Raw genomic sequence first — 24035 nt, forward strand, 5'->3', positions numbered from 1 at the left:
GTCAGTCGTCCCGCCCGTGCGCGGCGAGGAACTCCTCGATGAGCGCGTCCATCTCGGGCGGCGCCGCGAGGGGAAGGGTGTGATGGGTGGCCCCGGGCAGCACGGCCGTCTCCACGCGGGGCAGGAGCGCCGCCGCGGAGGCGGCCACCCGGCCGATGTCGTGCGCTCTGCTGTGCTCGGCCAGGAGGAGCAGCACCGGGAGCCGCAGCGCGCGCAGCGTCTCAGGGGCGGGACGCGGCCCGGTCAGGGGGCGGGCGGCGGGGAAATCGGCGGCGCGGTCGTAGAGGCGGAGCCACGTCTCGTCCAGGGCCGCGCCCCGGGTCTCCCAGTCGAGGAACGCGCGGCGCCGCCGTACGGTCGGGCGTAGCAGCATCGGCGTGGCCCGCAGCAGGTAGCGGAGGGAGAAGCCGGTGAAGCAGTTGGTCGGGTCGGCCAGCACCAGCGCACGCACCCGGCCGGGCGCGTGCGCCGCGTAGTGCAGCGCGCTCCACGCCCCGTAGGAATGGCCGCACAGGGACACCGAGGGGGACACCGAGGGGGACACCGAGGGGGACACCGCCGAGGCGGCGATCCCGTCGAGCACGGCGTCGAGCCAGGCCGTCATGTCGTCGAGCGTGCGGATGGCGTGTCCGCCCGCGACGCTGCGGCCCGCCTCGCCGACGATGTCGACCGCGTGCACCCGGTAGGCCCCGCCGAGCGCCGTCGCCGTGGCGAACCACACGGTCGAGGTGGTCCCGCCGCCGTGCAGGAGGACGACCGGCGGCGCGTCGGCGGGCCCGACGGAGTTGACGTGGGTCGTGCCGTAGGGCGTGCGGATCGCGGCCGTCTCCGTGGAGGCGGGCCAGCGCGCCGCCAGGACGGCGTCGTAGGCCGCGAGAAACCCGTCGTCGGTGCTCTCCATGACCGCCTCCAAAAATAGCTCGCTGAGCGATAATCTCGTTCAACGAGATAATAGGAGGTTCCATGACGCGCGGGCACGAGGGGCCGGAGATGGAGATCTTCCATCTGCTCCGGGCGGTCGCGGTGGAGTACGGCCTGCGCCAGGCCGACTTCGCGGCCGAACATGGCATGCACGTCACCGACGTGCGGGCGCTCATCTGCCTGCTGGACGCGGAGCGGGCCGGCACCGGCGCCACCGCCGGTTTCCTCGGCGCGGGCCTGGGCCTGAACTCGGCCGGCACCACCGCCGTGATCGACCGCCTCGAACGGCTCGGCCTGGTCAGCCGGGTCCGCGACGTCAGGGACCGGCGCCGGGTCCTGCTGAAGGTCGAGGAGCGCGCCAAGGAACTGGGATGGAGTCACTTCGGCCCGCTCATCGACGGGGCGGTCGCGGTCCTGTCCGGTTTCGACGAACGGCAGACGGCCGCCGTGCGGCTCTTCCTCCGGACGACGCTGGACGCGTTGACGGCGCGGGGCCGATGAGCCGACGCGGGGGGCATGCTGGAGGGCATGCGGGTGCCCGCGCGCTTCTCGCCCGAGCTGTGGATCTTCCTCGCGCCGCGTAACCGGCGGCCCGAGGTGCTCCTGCCGTACGACGGGACGTCCTCGCTCGGCCACCTGATCGAGTCGGCCGGCGTCCCGCTGACCGAGGTCGGCACGCTGCTGACCGGCGGCCGCCCGGTCGGCCCGTCGTACCGGCCCGGCGCGGACGAGGTGGTGGAGGTGCCGGCCGTCCGCAGGCCGCAGGCCGTGCCGGACTGCCGGTTCGTCCTCGACGTCCACCTCGGCACGCTGGCACGGCGGCTGCGCCTGGTCGGCCTGGACACGGCGTACCGCAACGACATGGACGACGACGCCCTCATCGAGCAGGCTGGCGCCGAGGACCGGGTGCTGCTCACCCAGGACCGGGGCATCCTGCGGCGGCGGTCGCTGCGGTACGGCGCGTACGTGCGGGGGGCCAGGCCGGACGACCAGTTGCTCGACGTGCTCGACCGCTTCCGGCCGCCGCTGGCCCCGTGGACCCGCTGCACGGCCTGCAACGGAGGGCTCGCGCCGGTCGGCAAGGCCGAGGTGGAGACCTCGCTGGAGCCCGGCACGCGGCGCAGCTACGACGAGTTCGCCCGCTGCGTCGCCTGCGGCCGGATCTACTGGCGCGGCGCCCACAGCGGCAGCCTGGCGGCGGTCGTCGACCGCGCCCTCCACGCCGTCTCGGGCACCTGAGCCGGACCGGGAATGTCCGGCGGCGGTGGATGGTTCCAGAGCGACAGAAGTTGAACTTTCAATTAGGAGGGGTCATGCCCGCCGTCACCGCCGACACCCTGACGCTGCCGCGCGTCGCCATACCGGACCCGGCCGTCGCCGGACCACGCCCCGTCCGGTCGGTGACGACCGCGCCCAGCGGCTTCGAGGGCGAAGGCTTCCCCGTACGGCGTGCCTTCGCCGGCGTGCCGCAGTCCCTGCTGGACCCGTTCATCCACATGGACCAGATGGGCGAGGTCGAGTACGCCCCGGGCGAGCCGAAGGGCACCCCCTGGCACCCGCACCGCGGCTTCGAGACCGTCACCTACATCATCGACGGCGTCTTCGAGCACCAGGACTCCAACGGAGGCGGCGGCACCATCACCAACGGCGACACCCAGTGGATGACCGCCGGGTCCGGCCTGCTGCACATCGAGAAGCCCCCGGAGCACCTGGTGGTCTCGGGCGGGCTCTTCCACGGCATCCAGCTGTGGGTCAACCTCCCCCGCGCGCACAAGTTCCACCTGCCGCGCTACCAGGACATCCGGGGGCGGGAGGCGGCGCTGCTCGCCTCGGCCGACGGCGGCGCGCTGCTGCGGGTGATCGCCGGTGAGCTGGACGGGCACGCCGGCCCGGGTGTCACGTTCACCCCGATCACGATGGTGCACGCCACCGTCAGCCCGGGCGCCCGGCTGGACGTGCCGTGGAACCCGGACTTCAACGCCCTCGCCTACGTCCTGGCCGGTCAGGGCACCGTGGGCGCCGAGCGGCGGCCGGTGCGGAAGGGGCAGCTCGCCCTCTTCGGCCCCGGCGGGTCGCTGACCCTCGCGGCGGACACCGCCCAGCCCCAGGCCGAGCCCGATCTGGAGGTGCTGCTGCTCGGCGGACAGCCGATCCGCGAGCCGGTCGTGCACTACGGCCCGTTCGTGATGAACACCCGCGCCGAGATCATCCAGGCCATGGAGGACTACCAGGCGGGGCGCCTCGGCGTGATCCCCGCCGAGCGGGTCCCCCACACCTGAGGGTTGAGTCTCCCGTAGGAGGAGACGCGAAGGTGGGGGGCATGGACGGCGGCACGCTCTACTCGATCGGGGAACTGGCCCGGCGGACCGGACTGACGGTCAAGGCCGTGCGGTTCTACTCCGACTGCGGGATCGTGCCGCCCACCGGCCGCAGCCCGGCCGGCTACCGCCTCTACGACACCGGCGCCGTCGCCCGCCTCGGCCTCGTACGCACGCTGCGCGACCTGGGGCTCGGCCTGCCCACGATCCGGAGGGTCGTGGACGGGGAGCTCTCCCTGGACCAGGTCGCGGCGGCGCACGCCGAGGCTCTGGCGGTGCAGATCCGGGTGCTGCGCCTGCGGCATGCGGTGGTGACGGCGGTGGCACGGCGCGGTTCGACCCCCGAGGAGATGGATCTCATGCACAGACTGGCCAGGCTTTCCGAGGACGAGCGACGGCGGCTGACCGGCGACTTCCTCGACTCCGTCTTCGGCGGACTGGACGTCGACCTGACGGGAGTCAGGCGCTCGATGACCCCAGAACTGCCGGACGACCCGGAGGACGAGCAGATCGAGGCCTGGATCGAGCTGGCCGAGCTGGTCCGCGACCCGGAGTTCGGCGCGCTCATGCGGCGGCTCGCGGAGCAGCATCTGGCCGACCACGCCCGTGCGGACCTCCCGCGCCCGCACGCCGTCGCGATCGTCCGCGACGAGGTCGCCCCCGCACTGGCCGCGGACGTCGACAGCGCCTCGCCGCGGGCCGACGCGATCGTCGCCGCCGTCACCGCGCGGTACGCCGCCCTCGTCGGTTCGCCGGACGACACCGCCCTCCGACTCCGGCTGCTCACCGTGTTGGAGACCGCCGCCGACCCGCGCCGCCAGACGTACCTCCGGCTGCTCGCCGTGGTCAACGGCTGGCCGCCCCCCGACGACCCGGCCCCCGCCCTCACCTGGTTCGCCGGCGCCCTGCGCACACGGACGCCGGACTGACGACGATCGAGGACTCAGGGCCGCAGCGAGCAGAGGTCAACCTCGGATGGCGTTTTCTCCGTTGGCCATATGGAAACTGATTATCTTCAGTACGCGGAGAAGCCGGTAGGTGTCGTCTGATCTCCGCCGGCCCGCGGTCACCGATTTGGCGTACTCCAGACTCGGCAGGAGACCGAAGTAGCCCTCTTCGTGGAGTAAGGCCATCAGGGAATTCACGGCGTAGTGTTTCATGTACAGCCGTCCCCATTGCGTGTCCGGAGTGGGGAGGAGAACGTCGGCGCCTTCTTCCAGGACGGCGTCGGCCGCGGTGCGGAACTCCGCCGCCATGACAGCGAGATCGTCTTGCAGCCCTCGCGTGCTCGATCCCCACAGGCCTTCGGCGATCGCGCCGAGAGCCCTGCCGATCAGGGGATTTTCCAGTCCGGCGGCGCGTATCACCAGCTCGGCTGTGACCGCGCTGACCTCCTCTATGCGCTCCGGAGAAGGATCGGCTGCGATGGCCGCTATGCGCGGGTGGCGGGAGATCAGTTCCCACATCTCTGGTTTCAGGATCAAGCCGGGCCGGGGCCGGTTCTCCTCGTCCTGAAATTCGTAGCAGACCCGCAGGACAAGGTGATTCCGTTCTTTCCAGCTCTGGTCGATCCGGATGCCGGAGATCCGTTCGGCCAGGGTGAACGCGGCTGCCAGCCAGTCCTGTTCCCAGTATTCGGCGGTGACGCCGTAGCCGCTCGCCCATTCCAGGGCATCCGGGTCGGCCGAACGGTCTCTCAGGCTGAAGGGGGCGAACCGGCGAGACAGGTCGCCGCCGACGGCGTAAGCGAACCTCGACACGCCGTTCCACGCCAGGCCCAGCGCCTCGCCCGGCTTCGACAATTCTTCAAGGCGTCTGATTCCCAGATACCTGGTCGCCTCCACGGTGAGCGTCCAGTCGCCCACCTGAGAGATGAGGACCACGCCCTCATCGGGCTCCATCTCGTAGGCCTCGAAGATGTCGTTGAATTCTCCCCGGCTCAGCCCTTGTTCGTTCCCGCCGAAACGCCGGACGACGGCGCCGACGTCCGCCCCCCTGATCCAGGTGACGCACGCGGGCTCATCGAACAGCGCACGAATCGCGTTGTTGTACAGGTCGAAAGCTGGCCTCATATCAACTTTTCCCGATTGGTTGGCATCTGGTCGCACGGGAGACAATCTCCCCGTGCGACCAAATCGGTCCTGTCCTACGTTGGGACGTCACTTCACATTGCGCCAGTAGGTGAGCGTGCGACTCGTGCTCTTGACTACTTTGGGGATGGACTCATTTTGTGGCCAGATCTGCAGCAGATAACGATCGATGACGGCATCCGTCGAGCAGTCCGCTTCTGTGGCCCGGTCCATGTGGACGGCGTGATACCGCAACCGGTACCAGCCCGGGCCCGACGACAAGTCGGGTAGCTTATGAAATCCCTCACCTCCCCACTCGATAAGGAAGATGCGTCCTGTTTGGGTGTGGAAGCTGATTTCCACGATGTCCTCGTACTCGTTGACGTCCGGCTCTGGATCGCGGTCCGACACGGTCACCGAGAAGCCGACCGTCCCCGTGTGCAGGCCCGTGACCAGGAGACCTTTACCGTCCATTACCCGAATGACGCCCACAGGGTGCTCGGGATGGTCATCGGGGAAGCTTTCCGGAGCCCACATGTCGTCGGCGAGGTCGGCGAGGTAGATCTGACGGTAGCTGACGTGGACATCGAACGACACGGTCCGATCGGTAGTCATGGTCGGGGATTCTACGGCTATGGATGGGAATTTCCGTCGACTGAAGGACCCGCGTCGCATCACGGAGAGCCGGTGAGAATCCGTGCCGTCGTCACCTGACGCGACACGTCAATTACGGGATCGCCCGTTGACCACCGTTTTGTCGTTGAGTAATCATGCCTGCGGGTGCGAGGGCCTGCGACGACATACGACGGGGGTACGTATGGGAAGTCTGGAATGGGACACCAGGGGTCTGTCCGCTCAGGATCGTTTCCCCTTCTGGCACGAGACGATGTCGCAGATGCTCGTGAGCACCTGGGCGACGTCGGACGACCCTGACGGCTTCCACGCCGCCGACCCGCGCCGCCAGACGTACCTCCGGCTGCTCACCGTGGTCAACGGCCGGCCTCCCCCGGACGACCCCACCCCCGCCCTCACCTGGTCAGACGACGCCCCGTGCGCTCGCTTTTCATGAGACGCGCCCCGGTTCATTCTGCGAAGATCACTCTGACCTGTCCCCGCGCGTTCCGGAGAAATCATGGTGGGCATGCGCCGTCTGCGCTGGTGGGTCGCGGCGGGGATGACCGTGCTCCTGCTCGCCCTGGCCATGCCGTGGTTGCGAGCCGCCGAGCCGCTGCCGGAGTCCGAACAGCGGCATGACTGCCCCATCGGCCTGGGCCTCAATGGACCGCCGGGAGCCGTGGCGGTCGCGCCGGAGGACAGGCAGCGGATGTACCTGTGCTTCGCGTATCAGCAGTTCGGCGACCTGCCGGACGAGGAGCTGCTCGCGCGCGGCGGCGCCCTGTGCGACTCCGACGTCCGCGACGAGGAGCTGACGCGGCTGCTCGAACTGCGCTGCCCCGGACTGTACGAGCGCAACCAGCAGATCTACCTGGCCGAACGGAAGGCCGAAGAGTCCGAGGCCAAGCGGCGGCTGGCGGCGGCGAAGGCCGGATGTCCGCGCAGGAAGCCGGTCGCCGAGCCGGTACGGCAGGTGCGGGCCGCCATGTGGGTGGACACGGGCGGCATCCAGGCGTGGGAGAGGGGCTACAGCGGCCTCGACTACACGGGCGGGTTCCTCGCCAAGGGCAAGGGCACCGTGTATCTCACGTGGGGAGGACAGGAGAGGGGGCCGGTCTGCGTCACCGGGGAGGTCTACCGGCAGCGGCCGCCGCACGCGAGGGGCTGGCAGCGGTCGGGAGAGGTGAGCTATCACAGCCCGACCGGTGTGCTGAGGTTCTTCGGCGACGACGGCGACGTGCTCGGCGACGTGACCGTCGCGGGAGCAGGCTCCTACCGGATCCGCGCCTACGTCCGCGGAGCCGGGCGCGCCCCGGACCTGGCCCGGGCGAAGGCCGTCAGGGAGGTGCTGATCGTCGTCTTCCCCGCATCAGCGCGCGCCATGCCGACGGGCCGGTGGACGAGGCGAATCGGATAGACGAGCCCGCCAGGTCCGGCCGTGCTCGCTCTGCGGACCGGGACGATGCGGAGCCGATGGTGGATGCTGTGGCTCCGTCCACGCGCCCCGGTTCCTTCTGCGAAGATCACTCCGACATGTCCCCCGCGTGCTCCGGAGTGCCCGCCATGACCGATGGCCGCCCAACCCCCGCTGAGGTGTTCGCCCACTACCGGAAGCTGCTGCGCGAAGAGCCATGGCTGGAGACCGCCGTCTGCTGGACGGTCGTCGTCCCGCACGACCGCCGGCCGTTCTCAGTCGCCGACATCGGAGCCCGGGTGAGCGGCGGGAGCCCGCACGACGTGCACGAGGCCGCCCCGCTGGAGGAGCTCCCCTACTACGACGGGGTCCACCCGATGTCGGCGGCCCCTGCGGGCCCGGCTGTGACGCTGTTCGAGAACAACGGCTTCCTGGGCAGCCGGCCCGAGGCCCTGCGCCGGCTCAGTCGTGACGGGCGGGTGTGCGGCGTCTACTGGAACGTGGAGGGGGACAACAGGCTCAGTTACGCGGCCGACGGACGGGTGCTGGTCTCCCTCGACGCGATGTTCAGCGAGGAGTGGGACGACGACGACTTCGCAGGGCTGGAGCCGGAGCTGCGCGTCATGACCGGACTGCTGTCCGAGGACGAGGGCGACTGGCAGGCGGCCGCGATGACCGTGGTCGAGTTGGTGACGGGAGTGCGGCTCACCGGCGAATGGCTCGCCGGGGCGCATCCCTACCTCACCTTCCGGTGGCCCCTGGCGACGGAGCCGCCCTCGGCTGCGTGAGCGGCTCGTGGCGCCGCCGGCAAGGCCCTGGGCGACGACTGGCCGGCGGTCCGCGGAACCGGCCGCGAGGTCCTGTCCGGCGCGGACGCCTGAACGTGCCCGTCCGTGGCTACGCCTCGTCCTCGGTGTCGTCGATCGGGCGGCCGAAGGTGACCGCGTCACGTACGGCAGCCGGCGCGGTGGAGCGAAGAGGCGCGTCGGGGCGCAGCCCGAGCGCGTCGTTGACCGTCGAGAACGCCACGCGAAGAGCCACGAACGCGGTGATCGTGAAGATCTGCGGATCGCCGAAGCCCGCGTCGCGCAACTCCTGCACGTCCGCCGCGGTGGTGCCGTTGGGGTCGCGCGCCACCTTACGGGCCCACGCGGCCATGGCCCGCTCGCTGTCGCTCAAGCCGTCGTCGACGCCCTTCAGCACGCCGGCGGCGGTCTCCTCGTCGCTCGCCCGGGCCAGCCTGCTTCCCCACATGAGCGAGCAGTAGGAGTCGCCGAAGGCCGACGCGCATGCGGTGACGAGGACGGCACGCTGACGCAGGCTGAGGTGCTCCCCGGCGTTCACCTGCCGCAGCAGATCGAACAGCCCGGCCATCGTCGCCGGCTGGTAGGCCCACAGGCGTGAGGTGCCCATCACGTAACCCAACTCGGCGATGTCCTCGTCGAAGACCTGCCGGGCCTCGTCGGTGACGTCGGGGACGCCGAGAAAACCGATCCTGTCCATGGTCTCTTCTCCACCGCTCGCCGGGCATGTCCGCGCCACCAGCGTCGCCGTTCGCCGCCGCCGGCGCATCCGTGCGATGCACGGAATCCCGTACGGACGCGGTCCGCGTACCGATGGGCGCCCCTGCCGAAGGACAATGCACGCATGAGGCACCATGAGGCCGGCCTGCCCGACCGGCTGGCTCGCGCCGGCGTCACCCGGCGCGAGGCCGAGGTTCTCTGGGCGGTCGCCGCGCGGCTGCGCAACCGCGAGATCGCCGCGCGGCTCCACGTCTCGGTCCGCACGGTGGAAAGCCACATCGCCGCCCTGCTGCGTAAGCTCGAAGCCCCGGACCGGGCGGCACTGGCCGAGGCGGCCCTACGGCTGCGACGTGCCGGTTCCGCTCTTCCCTCGCCCCTGACCAGCCTCGTCGGCCGGGACCGCGAGACGCGTGAACTCGTCGCGCTGCTCGGCTCCCACCGCCTGGTCACGCTCGTCGGCCCGGGCGGGGTGGGCAAGACCCGCCTCGCGCTGCATGTGGCCGCGGCCCTCGCCGACCGCTTCCCCGGCGGCGTGCGGCCCGCCGATCTCGCTCCGGTGGAGCCGGACTCGGTCGGCGGCACCTTCGCGCGGGCGCTGGGCGTGGTGCAGGAGCCGGGCTGGCCGTTACGCGACATCCTGCGGGAGGTCGCCGCGGAGACGGGCTGCCTGCTGCTCGCGGACAACTGTGAGCACGTCGTCGCGGAGGCCGCCGAAACCGTGGCCGATCTGCTCGGCGGCGGCGGCCCGCTGCGGGTGCTCGCCACGAGCCGCGAACCGCTCGGCGTCCCCGGCGAGGTCGCCTACGAGGTGCGGACGCTGGACCTCCCCGCCCCGCACGCGCCCGAGCGCGCCGAGAGCATCGCGCCCTACGACGCCGTACGCCTGTTCGTCGACCGGGCGACGGCAGCGTCGCCCGGCTTCACCCTCGACGACGCGGTCGCCCCGGCCGTCGCGGCGCTGTGCCGGCGCCTCGACGGGCTGCCCCTGGCCATCGAACTGGCCGCGTCCCGGCTGCGCACCTTCGGGCCGGTCGAGCTCGTGGAGCACCTCGACTGTCGCTTCGAGCTGCTGTCCGCCGGAGCCCGTACCGCCCCGCCGCGGCATCGCGCCCTGCGCAGCACCATCGACTGGAGTTACCGGCTGCTGGACGACGACGAGCGGGCCATGTTCGAGCGGCTCGGCGTGTTCCCCGCCGACTTCGACCTGACGGCCGTGGCGTCGGCATGCGCGGACCTCGGTGCCGACGCCGTGACGACGCTGCTGCCCAGACTGGTGGACAAGTCGCTCGTCTCCCCCATCGGGCGCGGCACCCGGCGTTACCGGCTGCTCGAGACGATCCGGGCCTACGCCGCTCTGCGGCTGGCGGACTCCGGCGGTGAGGCCGCCGCCAGGCACCGCCACGCCGCCCACTACCTCGCCCTCGCGGAAGAGGCGGCCGAGCGGCTGCGCACCTCCCACCAGCGCGACTGGCTCGACCGCATGACCGCGGAGCAGCCGAACCTGCGGGCCGCGCTGGCCCACAGCACCGGCACCGGCGACGTCGAGTCCGCCTGGCGGTTGATCGCCGCGCTGCGACGGTTCTGGGATGTCACCGGCCGGCGCCGCGAGGCGCACCGGTGGATCCGGCAGGCGCTGGCCGTCGCCGAGCCGCCCGCCACACCCGCCGTCGTCGCCGGGCTCACCGAGGCCGTCGCGATCCTGGATTCCCGGGACTCCCGGGCCGCGTTCGGCCTCGCCCGCGAGGCGGCGAGACTGGCGGCCGGCCTCGACGGTCTCACCCGCGCCAGGGCGGCGCGCGCGGTGGGGACGACCGCGATGTGGGTGCGGCCGGAGCTGGCCGTGCCGGCGCTGGAGGAGGCGCTGGCCGGGTTCGGCGACGAGCACCCGTGGGACAGCGCGCTGACGATGCAGGGGCTCACGACCGGCACCGGCGACCTGTCCCGGGCGCTCCGGTGGGGGCGGCAGAGCGTGGCGTCGTTCCGCGCGGCCGGCGATCACATGTACGCCGCCAACACCCTGTTCATCATGGCGCAACGGTCGATGTCCGCCGGTGTCGCCGACGACGAGGTGCACGGGTGGCTCACCGAGAGCCGCGCCCTCGCCGAGACCGCCGGCAGCGAGGCGGACCTGGCGCACGCGACCGTCGGCTTCGGGCAACTGGCGTGGCTGCGCGGCGACCACGAGCGCGCCGCCGGACTCATGGGCGAGTGCCTGCCCACCCTGCGCCGCCTGGGCGACCGCCGCTGCACCGGCCGGGCGCTGTACATCCTCGGCGAGCGGGCGTACGAGAAGCGGGAGCGGGCCCGCGCCGAGGAGCTGCTACGCGCCGGCGTCGAGGCCGTCGCGCTCGCGGGTCAGTCGTCGGTGCTCGTCTCGGCGCTGGAAGCCCTGGCGGCGGTGTACGCCGCGCAGGACCGCCCCCGGAGCGCGGCCGTGCTTCTCGGCACCGCGCACGGCGTGCGCGAGGCGGCCGGAGCGCACATGCGGCCCGTCCGGCCGCCCCGCCAGGAGTTGCGCGACGCCCTTGTACGGGCCCTGGGCGCCGAGTCCTTCGCCCGCGCTCACGACCAGGGCCGGTGCCTGACGCCCGCCGAGGCGCTGCGGCTCCTCCCGCCCGGCGAACCCGGCCCGATGGACGGCGGACGTCAGGAGGCGACGGAGTAGGAGGTCAGCTCCTTTTCGAACCAGTCGATCGTGCGGCGCAGGCCGGTGACCGGGTCGACGCGGGGACGCCAGCCGAGCCGCTCCTCGGCGAGCGAGGTGTCGGGACGACGGACGGCGGGGTCGTCGACGGGCCGTTCGACGAACCGGATCTGGGAGGACGAGCCCGCCAGGTCGCGGATCGTCTCCGCCAGCTCGGCCATCGACATCTCGGCCGGGTTGCCGATGTTCACCGGCCCGGCGAAGTCGCTCTCGGCGAGCGCGAGCACGCCGTCGACCGTGTCGTCCACGTAGCAGATCGACCGCGTCTGGCTGCCGTCGCCGGTCACGGTGATCGGCTCGCCGAGCAGCGCCTGACGGATGAACGTGGGGATCGCCCGGCCGTCGTGGGGCCGCATCCGCGGGCCGTACGTGTTGAAGATCCGCACGATCGCGGTGTCGGTCCCGCGCGAGTTGCGGTAAGCCGTGGTCAGCGACTCGGCGAAGCGCTTGGCCTCGTCGTACACGCTGCGCGGGCCGACGGGGTTGACGTTGCCCCAGTACGTCTCCTTCTGCGGGTGTTCCAGCGGGTCGCCGTACACCTCACTGGTGGAGGCGAGGACGAGCCGCGCGCCCTTCTCCGCGGCGAGGCCGAGGGCGTGCAGCGTGCCCATGCTGCCGACCTTCAGCGTCTCGATCGGGTGGCGCAGGTAGTCGGCGGGCGACGCGGCCGAGGCGAAGTGGAGCACCAGGTCGACCTGCCCCGGCACGTGGACGAACCCGGTGAGGTCGCACTCCACGAGCCGGAACGCCGGCCGCCCGATCAGGTGCTCCACGTTGCGCGGCGACCCGGTGAGGAAGTTGTCCAGGCAGACGACCGCCGCGCCGCGTTCCATCAACCGTTCGCACAGGTAGGAGCCGAGAAACCCGGCTCCGCCCGTGACCACTACACGAGACCCCTTCACCGCACTCCCACTCCCCGCAACCTCCTGACCGCGTCGAGCACCTCGGGCACTCCGATTTCGAGCAGGCCATCCGACGGCCTGTCGCCGTGCGGGTCGCCCCTGCGTCCGGCCCACAGCGCGATGTGCGGGCCTCCCGGCGGCGGCCCCCACAGCGCGGGCGGCACCGGGCCGTACAGGATGACCGAGGGCGTGCCCGCGGCGACGGCCAGGTGCGACATGCCCGTGTCGCCGCAGACGACCAGCGCGGCGTGCGCGGTCAGCGCGGCCAGCTCGGCCAGGTTCGTACGGCCCGCGAGCACCGACTCCTCCGGCAGGCCGGCGAGCTGGGCGACGTGCCGGGCGAGCGCGATCTCGGTCACGCCGCCGGTGACGACGACCCGGCGGCCCTGGCCGGCCAGTTCGGCCGCCACCTGGGCGAAGCGGTCCGGCGGCCACTGCCTGGCCCGGAACGCCGCCCCCGGATGGATGATCACCTCGCCGCCGGCGAGCGGGCTCGGCCCCGGGTCGCCCAGCGCGAGGTCCCCGGGGTCGGCCGGGATGCCGTACCACTCCAGCAGCGAGCACCACCGCTGCCTCTCGTGCGTCTCCGTCTCCCAGGGCGGCCCGTCCGAGCCCGGCACCAGGTGGTGGGTGTGCGTGAGCAGGCGGCCCGGCCGGGTGCGGCGCAGCGCCTGGATGCTCTCCGGGCCGCTGCCGTGCAGATTGACCGCGACGTCGGGCGACTCGTACGGCACCGGCCCCGGGCCGGACACGTCGAGCACCTCGTCGACGCCGCCGATCAGCGGGAGCAGCCCGCCGAGGTAGGCCGGGGTGGCCAGCACGAAGTGGTGCCCGGGATACGCCCGCCGCAGCGCGCGGAGCGCGGGCACCGAGGCCAGCAGGTCGCCGAGCCCGAGCCCGCGCAGGGCGAGCAGCACCGGTCTTCGCGGATCTCCTACGGCCATGACGTCTCCGTGGAGGCGGCGACGACCAGCTCCCTGACCTCGCAGCCCTGCGGCTGGCCGAGCGCGAACACGATCGCCGAGGCGACGTCCTCCGGCTGGTTCAGCCGGGCGTCGGGGCCGGGCTTGTACTGGTCGGGACGGTCGTTGAAGAAGTTCGTCCGCATGCCGCCGGGAATCAGCAGGGTCACCCCGACCTGCCCGGCCAGCTCGGCCGCCAGGGCCCGGGTGAAGCCCACGACGCCGAACTTGGAGGCGCAGTAGGCCGTCGCGTCGCTGAGCGCGCGCACCCCGAGCGTGGAGGCGACGGTGACGACCTTGCCGCCGGTGGTGCGCAGGTACGGCAGGGCCGTCCTGACCACCGCCGCGGTCCCGAGCAGGTTGACCGCGATCACCCGTTCCCACTGCTCGGCGGCCACGTCCTCCAGCCGGCCGCAGGCGTCGATGCCCGCGGCCGTCACGACGCCGTCGAGCCCGCCCGCCCGCTCGGCGAGCTCGTGTACGGCCCGCTCGGCCTGCTCCCGGTCGGCCAGGTCGGCGCGTACGTGGTCGAACCCGCCGTCCGGTTCGTCGATGTCGACGAGCAGCGGCCGGCCGCCGGCCTTGGCGACCGCCGTGGCGGTGGCCCGGCCCAGGCCGGACGCGCCCCCGGTGATCAGTACGTTTCCCACCATTGACGTCAATCCCTTTCGATAAGCGGCCGATGTCACGAAGCGGCCTGGGCGGCGGCGATGAGGCCGGTGGTGGAGTAGCCGGGCACGGTCGGCAGGATGACGACCTCCCCGCCGGTCCGGCGCACGGCCTCGGCCTCGGGCATCGACCGCTCGTCGTAGTCGCCGCCCTTCACCCACACGTCCGGGCACAGCCGCTCGATGACCTGCGACGGCGTCTCCTCGTCGAAGACCGTCACGGCGTCCACGCAGCCGAGCGCGCGCAGCACCTCGACCCGGTCGCGTTCGCTCACCAGCGGCCTGCTCGGGCCCTTGAGCCGCCGGATCGAGTCGTCGGAGTTCACGCAGACCACCAGGGCGTCGCCTAACGCCCGGGCCCGCCGCAACAGGCTCACATGCCCGGCGTGCAGCAGGTCGAAACACCCGCCGGTCGCGATCAGGCGCCCCCCGGCGGCGCGTACGGCGGCGGCCACCTCGAAGGCGGACGCGCCGGGCGCGAACGGCGCCGGCGACTCGGCGGCCGGGCGCGGCAGGCGCAGCGCGGCGGCCCCGCCCTCCTCCACGAACCTGGTGGCCTCGCCGACCGCGCGGGCGACGGCGTCCTCGGTGGACGCGCCGTCCGCGAGGGCGAGCGCCGCGGCCGCGGCGAAGCGATCGCCCGCGCCGCAGGCGTCCGTCCCGGCCGCGACGTGCGGCACCGGGACCGGTCCGAACCTGCCGCCGCGGCGGGCCAGCATCGCGCCGCGCTCCCCCAGGGTGATCGCGACGGCCTCGGCGTCGAGATCGCGCACCAGCCTGCGGGCGGTGCGCTCGGGCGAGACGTACGGCTCCTGGCACATGCCACGGGCCTCCGCCTCGCTGGGCGTGACCAGCGCGCATCCCGGCACGGGCAGCGACCCGCGCGGGTGGGGATCCCACACCAGCGGCACGTCGAGACCGCGCAGCGGCTCGCGCAGCAGGTCGGCCACGCCCCGCCCGTAGTCGGCGACCAGGACCGCGCTCGCCGTGGCGAGGGCGTCGGCCGCGCGGGCGAACGCGGAGGCGGAGGCCACCTGGCCGGGCCGTCCCATCGCCCGCCCGTCGCCGGTGTCGATCCTGACCAGCGTCTGCCCGCGGGCGCGGACCCGCGTCTTGCGCACGGTCGTGCCCCGCAGCGGCAGCCGCACGATCTCGACGGTGGGCGACAGCAGGCCCTCCAGGCATCGGCCGGAGGGGTCGTCGCCCATGGCGGTGATCAGCACCACTTGGGTGCCGTCACGGGCTGCCAGCAGCGCCGCGAGGCCCGCCCCGCCCGGCCGGTGGTGCTCCGCCTGCCCCTCCACGACCGGGACGGGAGCGTCGGGGCACAGCCGGTCGGCCGTCCCCTCGACGTCGACGTCGAGCAGGGAGTCTCCGACGATGACGAGTGGTCCGCTCACACGACCGCCTTCTCGATCACGTCACAGAGCATGTGGATCACCGTGAGGTGCACCTCCTGGATGGTCGCGGTGTCGTCCGCGGGCACGGTCAGGGCCTCGTCGCACAACTCGGCCAGCGGGTTCGGGCCGGGGCCGGTCAGCGCCCAGGTCGTCAGGCCGCACTGGCGTCCGGCTTCGGCCGCCTCGGTCACGTTGCGGCTCGTCCCGCTGGTCGACAGGCACATGAGCACGTCGCCGGGGCGGCCGTGCGCCCGCACCTGCCGCGCGTACAGCTCGGCCATGCCGAAGTCGTTGCCGATCGCGGTCAGCGACGAGGTGTCGGCGTGCAGCGGGATCGCGGCGTACGGCCGGCGGTCGGCGCGGTAGCGTCCCACCAGTTCCGCGGTGAGGTGCTGCGCCTCGGCGGCGGAGCCGCCGTTGCCGCACGCGAGCAGCCGCCCGCCGCCGCTGAGCACGGCCGCGAGCTTGTAACCCCACGCGTGGATCTTGGGCGTTTCCGGGTCCACCGCCGTCAGCGCGGTGCTCAGCCGGGCCAGATGAGGATGCATCGCTCAGCCTCCCGCGGCGGCGAGGGTGCGAAGGCACCCGCCGGCCAGGTTTCGGTAGACGGACTCGGTCTGCTCGGCGATCCTGGGCCAGCCGTAGCGGGCCCGGGCCCGCCGGGGCCCGGCGGCCGACAGCGCCGCCCGCAGATCGGGCCGGGCCAGCAGGTCGCCGAGCGCGCGGGACAGCGCACGCGGCCGCCGGGGCGGCACGAGCACTCCGCATCCCGCGACGGTGTCGAGGTGACCGCCGACCGCCGAGGCGATCACCGGAACCCCGCAGGCCAGGGCCTCCAGGGGCACCATGCCGAACGGCTCGTACCAGGGCACGGTGACCAGGACATCGGCCGAGCGCATGAGACCGGGCACCTCGGCCCGGCTCACGCTGCCGATCAGCCGCACCCGGTCGCCGAGGCCGAGACCGCCGGCCAGCGTGCGCAGCCGCGCGCTCTCCTCGTCGCCCGGGTCGCCGCCCGCGATGACGAGCTCGGCGTCCGGCACGTGGCGCAGGGCCCGGACGACGGTGTCCACCCCCTTGCGCGGCACCATGCGGCCGATGCTCAGCACTCTCGGCCGGTCGCCGCGCAGGAAGACGGCGCCGTCGGGGCGGAACAGGCCGAGGTCGACGCCGCACGGCACGACCGCGATCCGGTCGCGAGGCACGCCCATCGCGACGAGTTCGCGCACCTCGTCGGAGCAGGTGGCGACGACCGCGACCGCCCGGCGCCCGATGTCGCGCTCGATCGCGATCCGGCTCGGCGGGCTGGTGTCGGCCTCGCCCTGCCAGCGCCGCTTCACCGTGCCGAGCGCGTGATAGGTCTGCACGACCGGGATCCCGAGCGGCTCCGCCGCCGTCAGCGTGGCGAGGCCGCTCATCCAGAAGTGCGCGTGCGCGACGTCGGGCGGCTCGGCCTTCCACCTGCGGGCCAGGTGCGCCCCGAACTCCGGCATGTACGGCAGCAGCTCGTCCTTGGGCAGCGGCTCGGCCGGCCCGGCCGGCACGTGCTCGACGGTGACGCCGGGAGCCATGGGCACGGCGTCCGGCTGGTCGGGGGAGGTGCGCCGCGTGAGCACGACGACCTCGTTGCCCCGTTCCGCCAGGGCCAGGGCCAGCGCCGCGACGTGCACGTTCTGCCCACCGGCGTCCACGCCGCCGAGGGTCGCCAGCGGGCTCGCGTGCTCCGACACCAGGGCGATCCTCATGACACCCCCTCCTTCACCGCCTCGCCCAGCGTCACCTCCGCCGTGACCAGGCGGCGGACGGCGTCGACGACGTGCTCGCCGCAGACCGCGGTCAGGCACGGATGACCGGGCACGGGGCAGATCCGCGCCCTGCTCCCCCGGCAGGGCGCGTCCTGGTCGCCGAGGACCACCGCCGGCACGCCGTACGGTGCCCATCGGGCGGCGGGCACGACCGGCGCGAACAGGCTGACCACGGGCGTGCCGACCGCCGCCGCGAGGTGGGCGGGGCCGGTGTTGGCGGCCACCACCGCCGACGCCCCCGCCAGCACGGCGGCGAGCTCGGCGAACGTGGTCGCCCCGCCGAGGTCCAGGGCGGGGCCGGAGACCAGCGCGGTCAGCGCCCGTTCCCCCGGGCTGCCGGTGACGACGACCCGCTCTCCGGCGGCCAGCAGCGCCTCGACCGCCTCCGCCCATCGCTCGGCGGGCCAGGCCCGGGCCGGTGCGGTCGTGCCGGGATGCACGACCACGTAGCCGGGCGGGCCGGTGAGGTGCTCCACGTCCGGCAGCGGCCCGCGTACGGCGAGCCGCCCGTCGTCGCCCGGCGGCAGGTCGAAGCCGGCGGCGCGGGCGAGGCCGAGCATCCGCTCCGGCTCGGGGACGTCCACGCCCTCGTCCACGACATGACGCACGTCGAGCAGGGAGCCGGGGTAGTCCTCGCTGATCGCGGCGATCCGCGGCACCCCGGCCAGCCGCAGCAGCAGGGCCGTCGGCAGCGCCGACTGGTGGAAGGACGTGAAGATCACGGCCGCGTCCGGGCCGACGGCGCGGACCTGCTCCACCAGGCGGGCCGCGTGCTCGGAGGTCATCGGCACCCGGTCGGGGTCGATCCACGGCGCGCGCCACTCCAGGACCCGGTCGACGCCGGGCAGCAGCTCCGCCGCGGCCCGGCCGTACGGGCCGGCGAGCATGACGACCTCCCGCGCCCCGGCGGCGACGGCGCGCACGGCGGGCCCCGCGAGCAGGACGTCGCCCGCGTTGTCGGGCCGCACCACCAGAGCGGTCCCGATCACGAGCGCCTCCCCGTCCGCACCCTCACTTCACCGGTGATCCGGTGCGCGCAGGCCACCGGAGGGATGACCACGCTGGTCACGGCCATGCGCGCGACCTCCTCCGGCGTACGCGGGCCCGGGGCGATGCGGGCCCAGGCGAACTCGGCGGTGAGGCCGAGCCACGCGAGCCCGGCGGCGGCGGCGAGCCGCCTCCGGCGGCCCCCGGCGGCCGCCAGCGTGAGCGCGAGCAGGCCCATGCCGGTGGTGAGGGCGTGCCGCTTTAGCCTGCCCGGGTGGCCGCCGCTGATCACCCGCCAGTCACTGCCGTGCACGTGGCGCATGAGCGCGTCCGACGCGTTGCCTCGCTGGAAGCGCACGCTGGACCAGAAGCCGTCGTCGCGCACCGGGTGGCGGGTCAGCCGCTCCCCCTTGACCAGCGAGAACCCCGCGTTCTCGACCCGCAGCGCGAGGTCGGCGTCCTCGCGGTACGCCCCCGGGAAGCGCTCGTCGAACCCGCCGGTCGCCTCCAGGGCGGTCCTGCGATACGCCATGTCGGCGGTGATCCAGTGCGCGCCGGCCAGGCCGGCGGTGTTGCGCTCGGCGTCGGTCGGGCGGCGGTCCGCCGGCAGCGGCACCTCCAGCCGTCCCTGGCTCCCGCCGACGTTCTCGGGCAGGCGGGCGAGGTCCTCCGTCAGCGCGCGCAGCCAGCCGGGGCCGGGCACGACGTCGTCGTCGAGGAACACCACCCACGGCGTCGTCGCCGCCCGCCACCCGGCGTTGCGCGCGGTGGCCGGGCCCCGCCCGCCCGACCTGAGCACGCGTACGCGATCGGGCACGGGCAGCGGCTCCGGGCTCTCCCCCGGCCGGTCGTCCACCACGATCACCTCGGGTCCGCGACCATGAACGGGTCCGAGGGCGGCGAGTGTGGCGGCCAGGCTCGGCCGGCCGATCGTCGGGATCACGATCGTGACCGCCGGCCCCGTCTGTCCGCGCGGATCCGTGTGCGGCTCGCTCGCGGACGCCGTGTTCGTCCCCCGGGTCATCTCTGTCGTCATCCGGCGAACACCGCCCCCCTGCGCACGACGTACGGACCGAGGACGAGCACGTCCACCGGGGCGGAGCCGAAGCACTCCAGCGCGTCGCGGGGGTCGTCGACCATCGGGCGGCCGGCCGTGTTGAGGCTCGTGTTGACCACCACCGGCAGCCCGGTGCGGGCCTCGAACTCCTCCAGCAGCCGGGCCAGCAGCGGGTCGCGCCCGCGTTCGACGGTCTGGATCCGGGCCGTGCCGTCGACGTGGACGACCGCGGGGATGCGGTCGCGCCACTCCGGCCGCACGTCGTGGACGAACAGCATGTAAGGGCTCGGCATCGGGCCTCTGCCGAAGATCGTGGAGGCGCGTTCCGCCAGCACCATCGGGGCGATGGGGCGGAACTGCTCGCGGCCCTTGACGTCGTTGAGCCGCTCGGTGTTGCGGGGGTTGCCGGGGTGTGCCAGCAGGGACCGGCGGCCGAGCGCCCGGGGCCCGTACTCGGCGCGTCCCTGGAACCAGGCGATCACGCGGTCGGCGGCGAGCTCGGCGGCCACGGTCGCGGCGAGGTCGGCGGGACGCTCGTACGGCACCCGCGCCACGTCGAGCCAGGCGCCCAGTTCCTCGTCGCTCCAACCCCGGCCCAGGTCGGCGCCGGGCATCGGGGTGACCGGGTCCCCGCTCGCCTGGGCGAGGTGCAGCGCTCCTCCGAGCGCGGTGCCCGAGTCGCCCGCCGCGGGCTGCACCCACACCTCCTCGAACGGGCCCTCCGCGAACAGCCGGGTGTTGGCCACGCAGTTGAGCGCCACTCCCCCGGCCATCGTGAGACAACGGGCGCCGGTCCGCTCGTGCAGCCATTTCGCGAGGTCGAGCAGCACCTCCTCCAGGCGGATCTGGACGCTCGCCGCGAGGTCGGCGTGGTCGGCCGTCCACTTCTCGCCCTTGCCGAGCGCCTTGGCGTAGACGCTCCAGTCGATCGGCTCGACCCGGAAGCCCCCGTCGCCCGTCGGGTGGATCAGCTCGCGCATCTCGCGCAGGAAGCGCGGCTCCCCGTAGGAGGCGAGGGCCATCACCTTGTACTCGTCGCTCGACCGGAGGAAGCCGAGGTGCTCGGTGAGGTCCTCGTACATGAGCCCGAGGGAGTGCGGCAGCGCCTGGCTCGCGAGGACGGTCAGCTCGCCGTCCCGGTAGTGCCCGGCGAGGTGCGAGACGGCCTCACCCCGGCCGTCGCAGACCAGCACCGCCGACTCGCGGTACGGCGCGGCCAGCCCGGCCGACGCGGCGTGCGCGATGTGGTGGGGGACGAACCGCACCTGGGCGGCGTCGAGACCCGGCAGCGCGGTGGCCAGGAAGTTGGGCGCGCGGCGGGCGTAGGCGGTGCGCAGGTCCTCCCAGCGCTCGTCCTGTCCGGGCCCCCCGGGCACCACGAGGGCGGGGTCGTAGGAGTAGGCGACGCCGTCGAGGTCCTCGGGCCGCAGACCGGCCTGTTCGAGGCACCACGCGGCGGCCAGCTCGGGCAGCTCCCAGGCGGAGAAAGGGACCGGGCGCTTGCCGTGCTTGCGCCGGCTGAAGCGCTCTTCTTCCGCTGCGGCGATCACCTCACCATCCACGACCAGCGCGGCGGCTGGATCATGAAAGATCGCGTTTATCCCCAAGAACCGCATCGGTTTCCCTCCGTTGCGCAGTGGAGGTCTGGTTACCGAGAGAAGCGCTACTAAACACTCCTTTGTAGAGAAGTCGACGTCTGTGGGTGATGCACTCAATAACTGCTACTCTGCGTAACTATCGACCGGTGTTTGCCGCTTTGTCCCTCGGGTAGCCCGGCGGGCGATTCGCGCAGGAGGTCGCTCGTGCAAGTTCCCGCCCACCGGCCCGCCGCGGTGCTCTTCGACCGTGACGGAACGCTTATTCACGACGTCCCTTACAACTCCGACCCTGATCGCGTCGAGCCCGTCGCAGGGGCCAGGGAGGCGCTCGCCCGACTTCGCGCGGAGAGCATCCCGGTGGGGATCGTGACCAACCAGTCCGGGGTGGCCAAGGGCCTCATCGCGCCGGAGGCCCTCCGGGCCGTGAACGACCGGGTGGACACCCTGCTCGGCCCGTTCGACGTGTGGGAGATCTGCCCGCACGACGACGGCGACCGCTGCGACTGCCGCAAACCCGCGCCCGGTCTCGTGCTGCGCGCGGCCCGGCGGCTCGGCGTCCCTCCGGAGGGCTGCGTGGTGATCGGCGACATCGGCCGGGACGTGGAGGCGGCCCGCGCCGCCGGCGCGAGGGGCATCCTCGTGCCGACCCCGGTGACGCTGGCGGAGGAGGTGGCGGCCGCCCCCGAGGTGGCGCCCGACCTCGCCGCGGCGATCGATCTGGTGCTCGCGGGGATTCAGCTCACAGCTGAGGATGAGGAGGGCGGGACCAGGGCAGGTGGGTGAGGCAGCGACAGGAGGCACGGTGTTCCGTGGCCTGCAGGACGACGGACGGGGAGCGATGCGATGAAGATCATGGTCTGGCACGTCCACGGTTCGTGGACCACCTCCTTCGTGCACGGGGCGCACGAGTATCTGGTCCCGCTCACCCCCGACCGCGGTCCCGACGGGCGGGGCCGGGCCGACACCTATCCCTGGCCCGGCAGCGTGCGGGAGGTCCCGTACGACCGGTTCGCCGCCGAGGACGTCGACGTGGTCGTCTACCAGCGGCCGCACGAGATCGACCTGGCCCGCGAGTGGCTGGGTCGCGACGTGCCCGGCGTCTACGTGGAGCACAACACCCCGGCGGGGGACGTGCCCAAGAGCCGCCACCCGCTGGCCGACCGGGACGACATCCCGCTCGTCCACGTCACCCACTTCAACGACCTGTTCTGGGACTCCGGGCGTGCCCCGACCCATGTCATCGAGCACGGCGTGGTCGACCCCGGCTACCTCTACACCGGCGAGCTGGCCCGCGCCGGCGTGGTCGTCAACGAGCCGATCCGGCGCTGGCGGGTCGCGGGGACCGACCTGCTGCCCACGTTCGCCGCGACGGCCCCGCTCGACGTGTTCGGCATGAAGGTGACGAACCTGCCGTCCAAGCTCGGCCTGGACAGGGAGATGGAGGCGTTCGAGGACCTCCCGCAGGCCGCCATGCACGCCGAGCTGGCCCGGCGTCGGGTCTACCTGCACCCCTACCGCTGGACCTCGCTCGGCCTGTCGCTCATCGAGGCCATGATGATCGGCATGCCGATCGTCGCGCTCGCCACCACCGAGGCCGTGGAGGCGGTGCCGCCGGAGGCCGGGGTCGTCTCGACCAAGCTGCCCACCCTGCTGCGCGCCCTCGACCGGTTCGCCAACGAGCCCGAACTCGCCGTCCAGGCCGGCAAGGCGGCCCGCGCGGCCGCGCTGGCGCACTACAGCCTCGACCGCTTCCTCGCCGACTGGGACAGGTTGCTCACCTCGATCGTCCCGGCATGATCCGTCGATGGGCCGGCCCCATCGCCTATGGCGTTCCTGGAGAAGGCCTTACCCCCGGATGAGGCCGGCCTGTCTTCCCCCGGACGTACGCTGCAGGGTGGCAAGGGGGAGCCATGCCCGATTCCCGGGAGATCCATGACGCGTTCGCGGAGGCACTCCGCACGCACGACAACAGGCGCCTCCTGGACTGTTTCCACCCGGACGCCGTTCTCGTGACCCCCGCCGGCATGGTCGAGGGGCACGAACAGATCGAGTGGTATTTCGGCCAGTTCTTCTCCACCGTGCCCGACCTGACGACCGAGGTCACCACGACGCAGGTCCGCGGTGACACCATCGCCGTCGAATGGGTCACGTCGGGGAGCCAGGCGGGCGGGATGCTGCTCCCGGACGGCACCGAGATCCCCGGCACCGGCCACCCCGTCCGCTGGACCGGATGCGGGATGTGGACGGTGGAAGACGGCAGATTCGTCACCGGGCGCATCTACTACGACCAGCTGGCTCCTTACATGTCGTTGGGCTGCCGGCTCGTACAGACCGAGCCCGGTCCCGGTCCGGTCCACGTGGACGCCCCTGATCCGGGGACCGGACCCGCGCCCACCGCCGAGTCGCGCTCCGGCGCCATCCGCCGCCTTCTCCGCAGGCTCTCCGGCCGGTGACCATCCCTGCGGGCAGGCCACTGCGGGGATCTTGAAGGTTTACCGAAGACGGGGCACCGCGAGGGCAGGTGATCCATCCGGGGTGGGAAGAGGCTCCTCATGATGCGCAACCTGGTGAACGGCGCCGTCGGCGGCGCGCTCGCGACGGCCGTGTACAGCGCGATGCTGATGGCGGCGGACAAGGCCGGCGTGCTGGAGGAGCCGCCGCCGCGGCGGTTCGCGCGGCTGACCCTTCCCGGGCGCGACAAGCCCAAGAGGGGCGAGAACGTGCTCGGGACGATCGCGCACTTCGCGTTCGGTTCCTCCTGTGGCTCCGTGCTCGGCCTGCTGTCGGCCGGTCAGCGGGTGCCCGTCCCGATCGGCACGGCGTACGGGTTGCTGGTGTGGTATTTCGGCTACCAGGGCCTCGCGCCGAGCATCGGCGCGTACCCGCCCGTGCCCAAGGACCGCGTGGGACGCCAGGCCGCGCTGCTGGCGGGGCACCTGCTGTGGGGCACCGCGCTGGCCCTCGCGCTCAACCGGGTGCGGACCGAGAAGGCGCCGCTGACCGCCGAGATCGCTCCCCGCGTGCGCGAGCAGGTCCGGCGCGTGATGCCCACCCCCCAGCCCGTCTCCGCACGCTGATCCGGCCCGCACCCG

Annotated in this window: 25 protein-coding genes; 12 read left to right on the forward strand and 13 right to left on the reverse strand. The window is 73.0% G+C overall.

Annotated elements, in window-relative coordinates; genetic code table 11:
* Window position 1 precedes the first annotated feature (1 nt).
* Window positions 2-901 carry an alpha/beta fold hydrolase gene (locus ACWEQG_RS33725; RefSeq protein WP_452291021.1) on the reverse strand — a complete coding sequence of 300 codons (900 nt, stop codon included), beginning with the start codon at window positions 899-901 and terminating at the stop codon, window positions 2-4.
* Window positions 902-963: 62 nt separating this feature from the next.
* Between ACWEQG_RS33725 and ACWEQG_RS33730 the strand changes: the two genes are divergently transcribed.
* The 4 genes from ACWEQG_RS33730 to ACWEQG_RS33745 all read left to right on the forward strand — a co-directional run bounded on the left by ACWEQG_RS33730 (window position 964) and on the right by ACWEQG_RS33745 (window position 4168).
* Window positions 964-1422 carry a MarR family transcriptional regulator gene (locus ACWEQG_RS33730; RefSeq protein ID WP_452291022.1) on the forward strand — a complete coding sequence of 153 codons (459 nt, stop codon included), beginning with the start codon at window positions 964-966 and terminating at the stop codon, window positions 1420-1422.
* Between the two features lie 27 nt (window positions 1423-1449).
* Complete coding sequence (locus ACWEQG_RS33735; RefSeq protein ID WP_452291024.1) at window positions 1450-2160, forward strand: Mut7-C RNAse domain-containing protein; 711 nt, start codon at window positions 1450-1452, stop codon at window positions 2158-2160.
* A gap of 74 nt (window positions 2161-2234) precedes the next feature.
* Window positions 2235-3200, forward strand: coding sequence for a pirin family protein (locus ACWEQG_RS33740; protein WP_363468520.1), 966 nt, complete (start codon window positions 2235-2237; stop codon window positions 3198-3200).
* Between the two features lie 41 nt (window positions 3201-3241).
* The gene (locus ACWEQG_RS33745) at window positions 3242-4168 is read left to right on the forward strand and encodes a MerR family transcriptional regulator (RefSeq protein ID WP_452291026.1); all 927 of its coding nucleotides are present in this window, start codon (window positions 3242-3244) and stop codon (window positions 4166-4168) included.
* Between the two features lie 36 nt (window positions 4169-4204).
* On the opposite strand, the gene ACWEQG_RS33750 is transcribed toward ACWEQG_RS33745, so the two are convergent.
* Complete coding sequence (locus ACWEQG_RS33750) at window positions 4205-5311, reverse strand: DUF6461 domain-containing protein (protein WP_452291028.1); 1107 nt, start codon at window positions 5309-5311, stop codon at window positions 4205-4207.
* Window positions 5312-5398: 87 nt separating this feature from the next.
* The gene (locus ACWEQG_RS33755; RefSeq protein WP_452291030.1) at window positions 5399-5923 is read right to left on the reverse strand and encodes a hypothetical protein; all 525 of its coding nucleotides are present in this window, start codon (window positions 5921-5923) and stop codon (window positions 5399-5401) included.
* A gap of 202 nt (window positions 5924-6125) precedes the next feature.
* Between ACWEQG_RS33755 and ACWEQG_RS33760 the strand changes: the two genes are divergently transcribed.
* From ACWEQG_RS33760 to ACWEQG_RS33770, 3 genes are all read left to right on the forward strand, one after another.
* Window positions 6126-6377: a hypothetical protein gene (locus ACWEQG_RS33760; RefSeq protein ID WP_452291032.1), complete on the forward strand. Its 252-nt coding sequence runs from the start codon at window positions 6126-6128 to the stop codon at window positions 6375-6377.
* 72 nt (window positions 6378-6449) lie between these two features.
* Window positions 6450-7340 (forward strand): hypothetical protein, encoded by an 891-nt coding sequence (locus tag ACWEQG_RS33765; RefSeq protein WP_452291033.1) that lies wholly within the window; start codon window positions 6450-6452, stop codon window positions 7338-7340.
* 146 nt (window positions 7341-7486) lie between these two features.
* On the forward strand, window positions 7487-8125 hold the full coding sequence (locus ACWEQG_RS33770) for a DUF6461 domain-containing protein (RefSeq protein WP_452291035.1): 639 nt from the start codon (window positions 7487-7489) through the stop codon (window positions 8123-8125).
* A 109-nt stretch (window positions 8126-8234) separates the two neighbouring features.
* Here the strand turns inward: ACWEQG_RS33770 and ACWEQG_RS33775 are convergent, their stop codons facing one another.
* Window positions 8235-8840, reverse strand: a complete 606-nt coding sequence (locus tag ACWEQG_RS33775) for a carboxymuconolactone decarboxylase family protein (RefSeq protein ID WP_452291037.1) — start codon at window positions 8838-8840, stop codon at window positions 8235-8237.
* 144 nt (window positions 8841-8984) lie between these two features.
* Between ACWEQG_RS33775 and ACWEQG_RS33780 the strand changes: the two genes are divergently transcribed.
* On the forward strand, window positions 8985-11525 hold the full coding sequence (locus ACWEQG_RS33780; protein ID WP_452291038.1) for an ATP-binding protein: 2541 nt from the start codon (window positions 8985-8987) through the stop codon (window positions 11523-11525).
* Here the strand turns inward: ACWEQG_RS33780 and ACWEQG_RS33785 are convergent.
* Genes ACWEQG_RS33785 through ACWEQG_RS33825 form a run of 9 tightly spaced genes read right to left on the reverse strand, consistent with a single transcriptional unit; the run spans window position 11507 to window position 20961 of the window.
* Window positions 11507-12466, reverse strand: a complete 960-nt coding sequence (locus ACWEQG_RS33785; protein ID WP_452291040.1) for a UDP-glucuronic acid decarboxylase family protein — start codon at window positions 12464-12466, stop codon at window positions 11507-11509. The two genes, ACWEQG_RS33780 and ACWEQG_RS33785, sit on opposite strands and share 19 nt — an antisense overlap.
* Window positions 12463-13410: a glycosyltransferase family 9 protein gene (locus tag ACWEQG_RS33790; RefSeq protein WP_452291042.1), complete on the reverse strand. Its 948-nt coding sequence runs from the start codon at window positions 13408-13410 to the stop codon at window positions 12463-12465. Before ACWEQG_RS33790 ends, ACWEQG_RS33785 begins: the two co-directional genes overlap by 4 nt.
* On the reverse strand, window positions 13401-14081 hold the full coding sequence (locus ACWEQG_RS33795) for an SDR family oxidoreductase (RefSeq protein WP_452291044.1): 681 nt from the start codon (window positions 14079-14081) through the stop codon (window positions 13401-13403). Before ACWEQG_RS33795 ends, ACWEQG_RS33790 begins: the two co-directional genes overlap by 10 nt.
* A gap of 32 nt (window positions 14082-14113) precedes the next feature.
* On the reverse strand, window positions 14114-15496 hold the full coding sequence (gene rfaE2, locus ACWEQG_RS33800; RefSeq protein ID WP_452291045.1) for a D-glycero-beta-D-manno-heptose 1-phosphate adenylyltransferase: 1383 nt from the start codon (window positions 15494-15496) through the stop codon (window positions 14114-14116).
* Complete coding sequence (locus ACWEQG_RS33805) at window positions 15493-16044, reverse strand: D-sedoheptulose-7-phosphate isomerase (protein WP_346228990.1); 552 nt, start codon at window positions 16042-16044, stop codon at window positions 15493-15495. The genes rfaE2 and ACWEQG_RS33805 overlap by 4 nt, the downstream gene beginning before the upstream one ends.
* A 3-nt stretch (window positions 16045-16047) precedes the next feature.
* A complete protein-coding gene (locus ACWEQG_RS33810; protein WP_363468505.1) occupies window positions 16048-17241 on the reverse strand; it encodes a glycosyltransferase in 1194 nt (397 codons plus the stop codon).
* On the reverse strand, window positions 17238-18290 hold the full coding sequence (locus ACWEQG_RS33815; protein WP_452291047.1) for a glycosyltransferase family 9 protein: 1053 nt from the start codon (window positions 18288-18290) through the stop codon (window positions 17238-17240). Before ACWEQG_RS33815 ends, ACWEQG_RS33810 begins: the two co-directional genes overlap by 4 nt.
* Window positions 18287-19324: a glycosyltransferase family 2 protein gene (locus ACWEQG_RS33820; protein ID WP_452291049.1), complete on the reverse strand. Its 1038-nt coding sequence runs from the start codon at window positions 19322-19324 to the stop codon at window positions 18287-18289. Before ACWEQG_RS33820 ends, ACWEQG_RS33815 begins: the two co-directional genes overlap by 4 nt.
* The gene (locus ACWEQG_RS33825) at window positions 19321-20961 is read right to left on the reverse strand and encodes a carbamoyltransferase family protein (RefSeq protein ID WP_363472715.1); all 1641 of its coding nucleotides are present in this window, start codon (window positions 20959-20961) and stop codon (window positions 19321-19323) included. The genes ACWEQG_RS33820 and ACWEQG_RS33825 overlap by 4 nt, the downstream gene beginning before the upstream one ends.
* Window positions 20962-21147: 186 nt before the next feature.
* Between ACWEQG_RS33825 and ACWEQG_RS33830 the strand changes: the two genes are divergently transcribed.
* The 4 genes from ACWEQG_RS33830 to ACWEQG_RS33845 all read left to right on the forward strand — a co-directional run bounded on the left by ACWEQG_RS33830 (window position 21148) and on the right by ACWEQG_RS33845 (window position 24020).
* A complete protein-coding gene (locus ACWEQG_RS33830; RefSeq protein WP_452291051.1) occupies window positions 21148-21726 on the forward strand; it encodes a D-glycero-alpha-D-manno-heptose-1,7-bisphosphate 7-phosphatase in 579 nt (192 codons plus the stop codon).
* 60 nt (window positions 21727-21786) lie between these two features.
* Window positions 21787-22740 (forward strand): glycosyltransferase, encoded by a 954-nt coding sequence (locus tag ACWEQG_RS33835; RefSeq protein WP_452291053.1) that lies wholly within the window; start codon window positions 21787-21789, stop codon window positions 22738-22740.
* 113 nt (window positions 22741-22853) lie between these two features.
* Window positions 22854-23396 carry a nuclear transport factor 2 family protein gene (locus tag ACWEQG_RS33840; RefSeq protein ID WP_452291055.1) on the forward strand — a complete coding sequence of 181 codons (543 nt, stop codon included), beginning with the start codon at window positions 22854-22856 and terminating at the stop codon, window positions 23394-23396.
* A gap of 99 nt (window positions 23397-23495) precedes the next feature.
* Window positions 23496-24020 carry a DUF6789 family protein gene (locus tag ACWEQG_RS33845; RefSeq protein WP_363472707.1) on the forward strand — a complete coding sequence of 175 codons (525 nt, stop codon included), beginning with the start codon at window positions 23496-23498 and terminating at the stop codon, window positions 24018-24020.
* Window positions 24021-24035: the final 15 nt, after the last annotated feature.

Source organism: Microbispora sp. NPDC004025 (assembly GCF_053604425.1).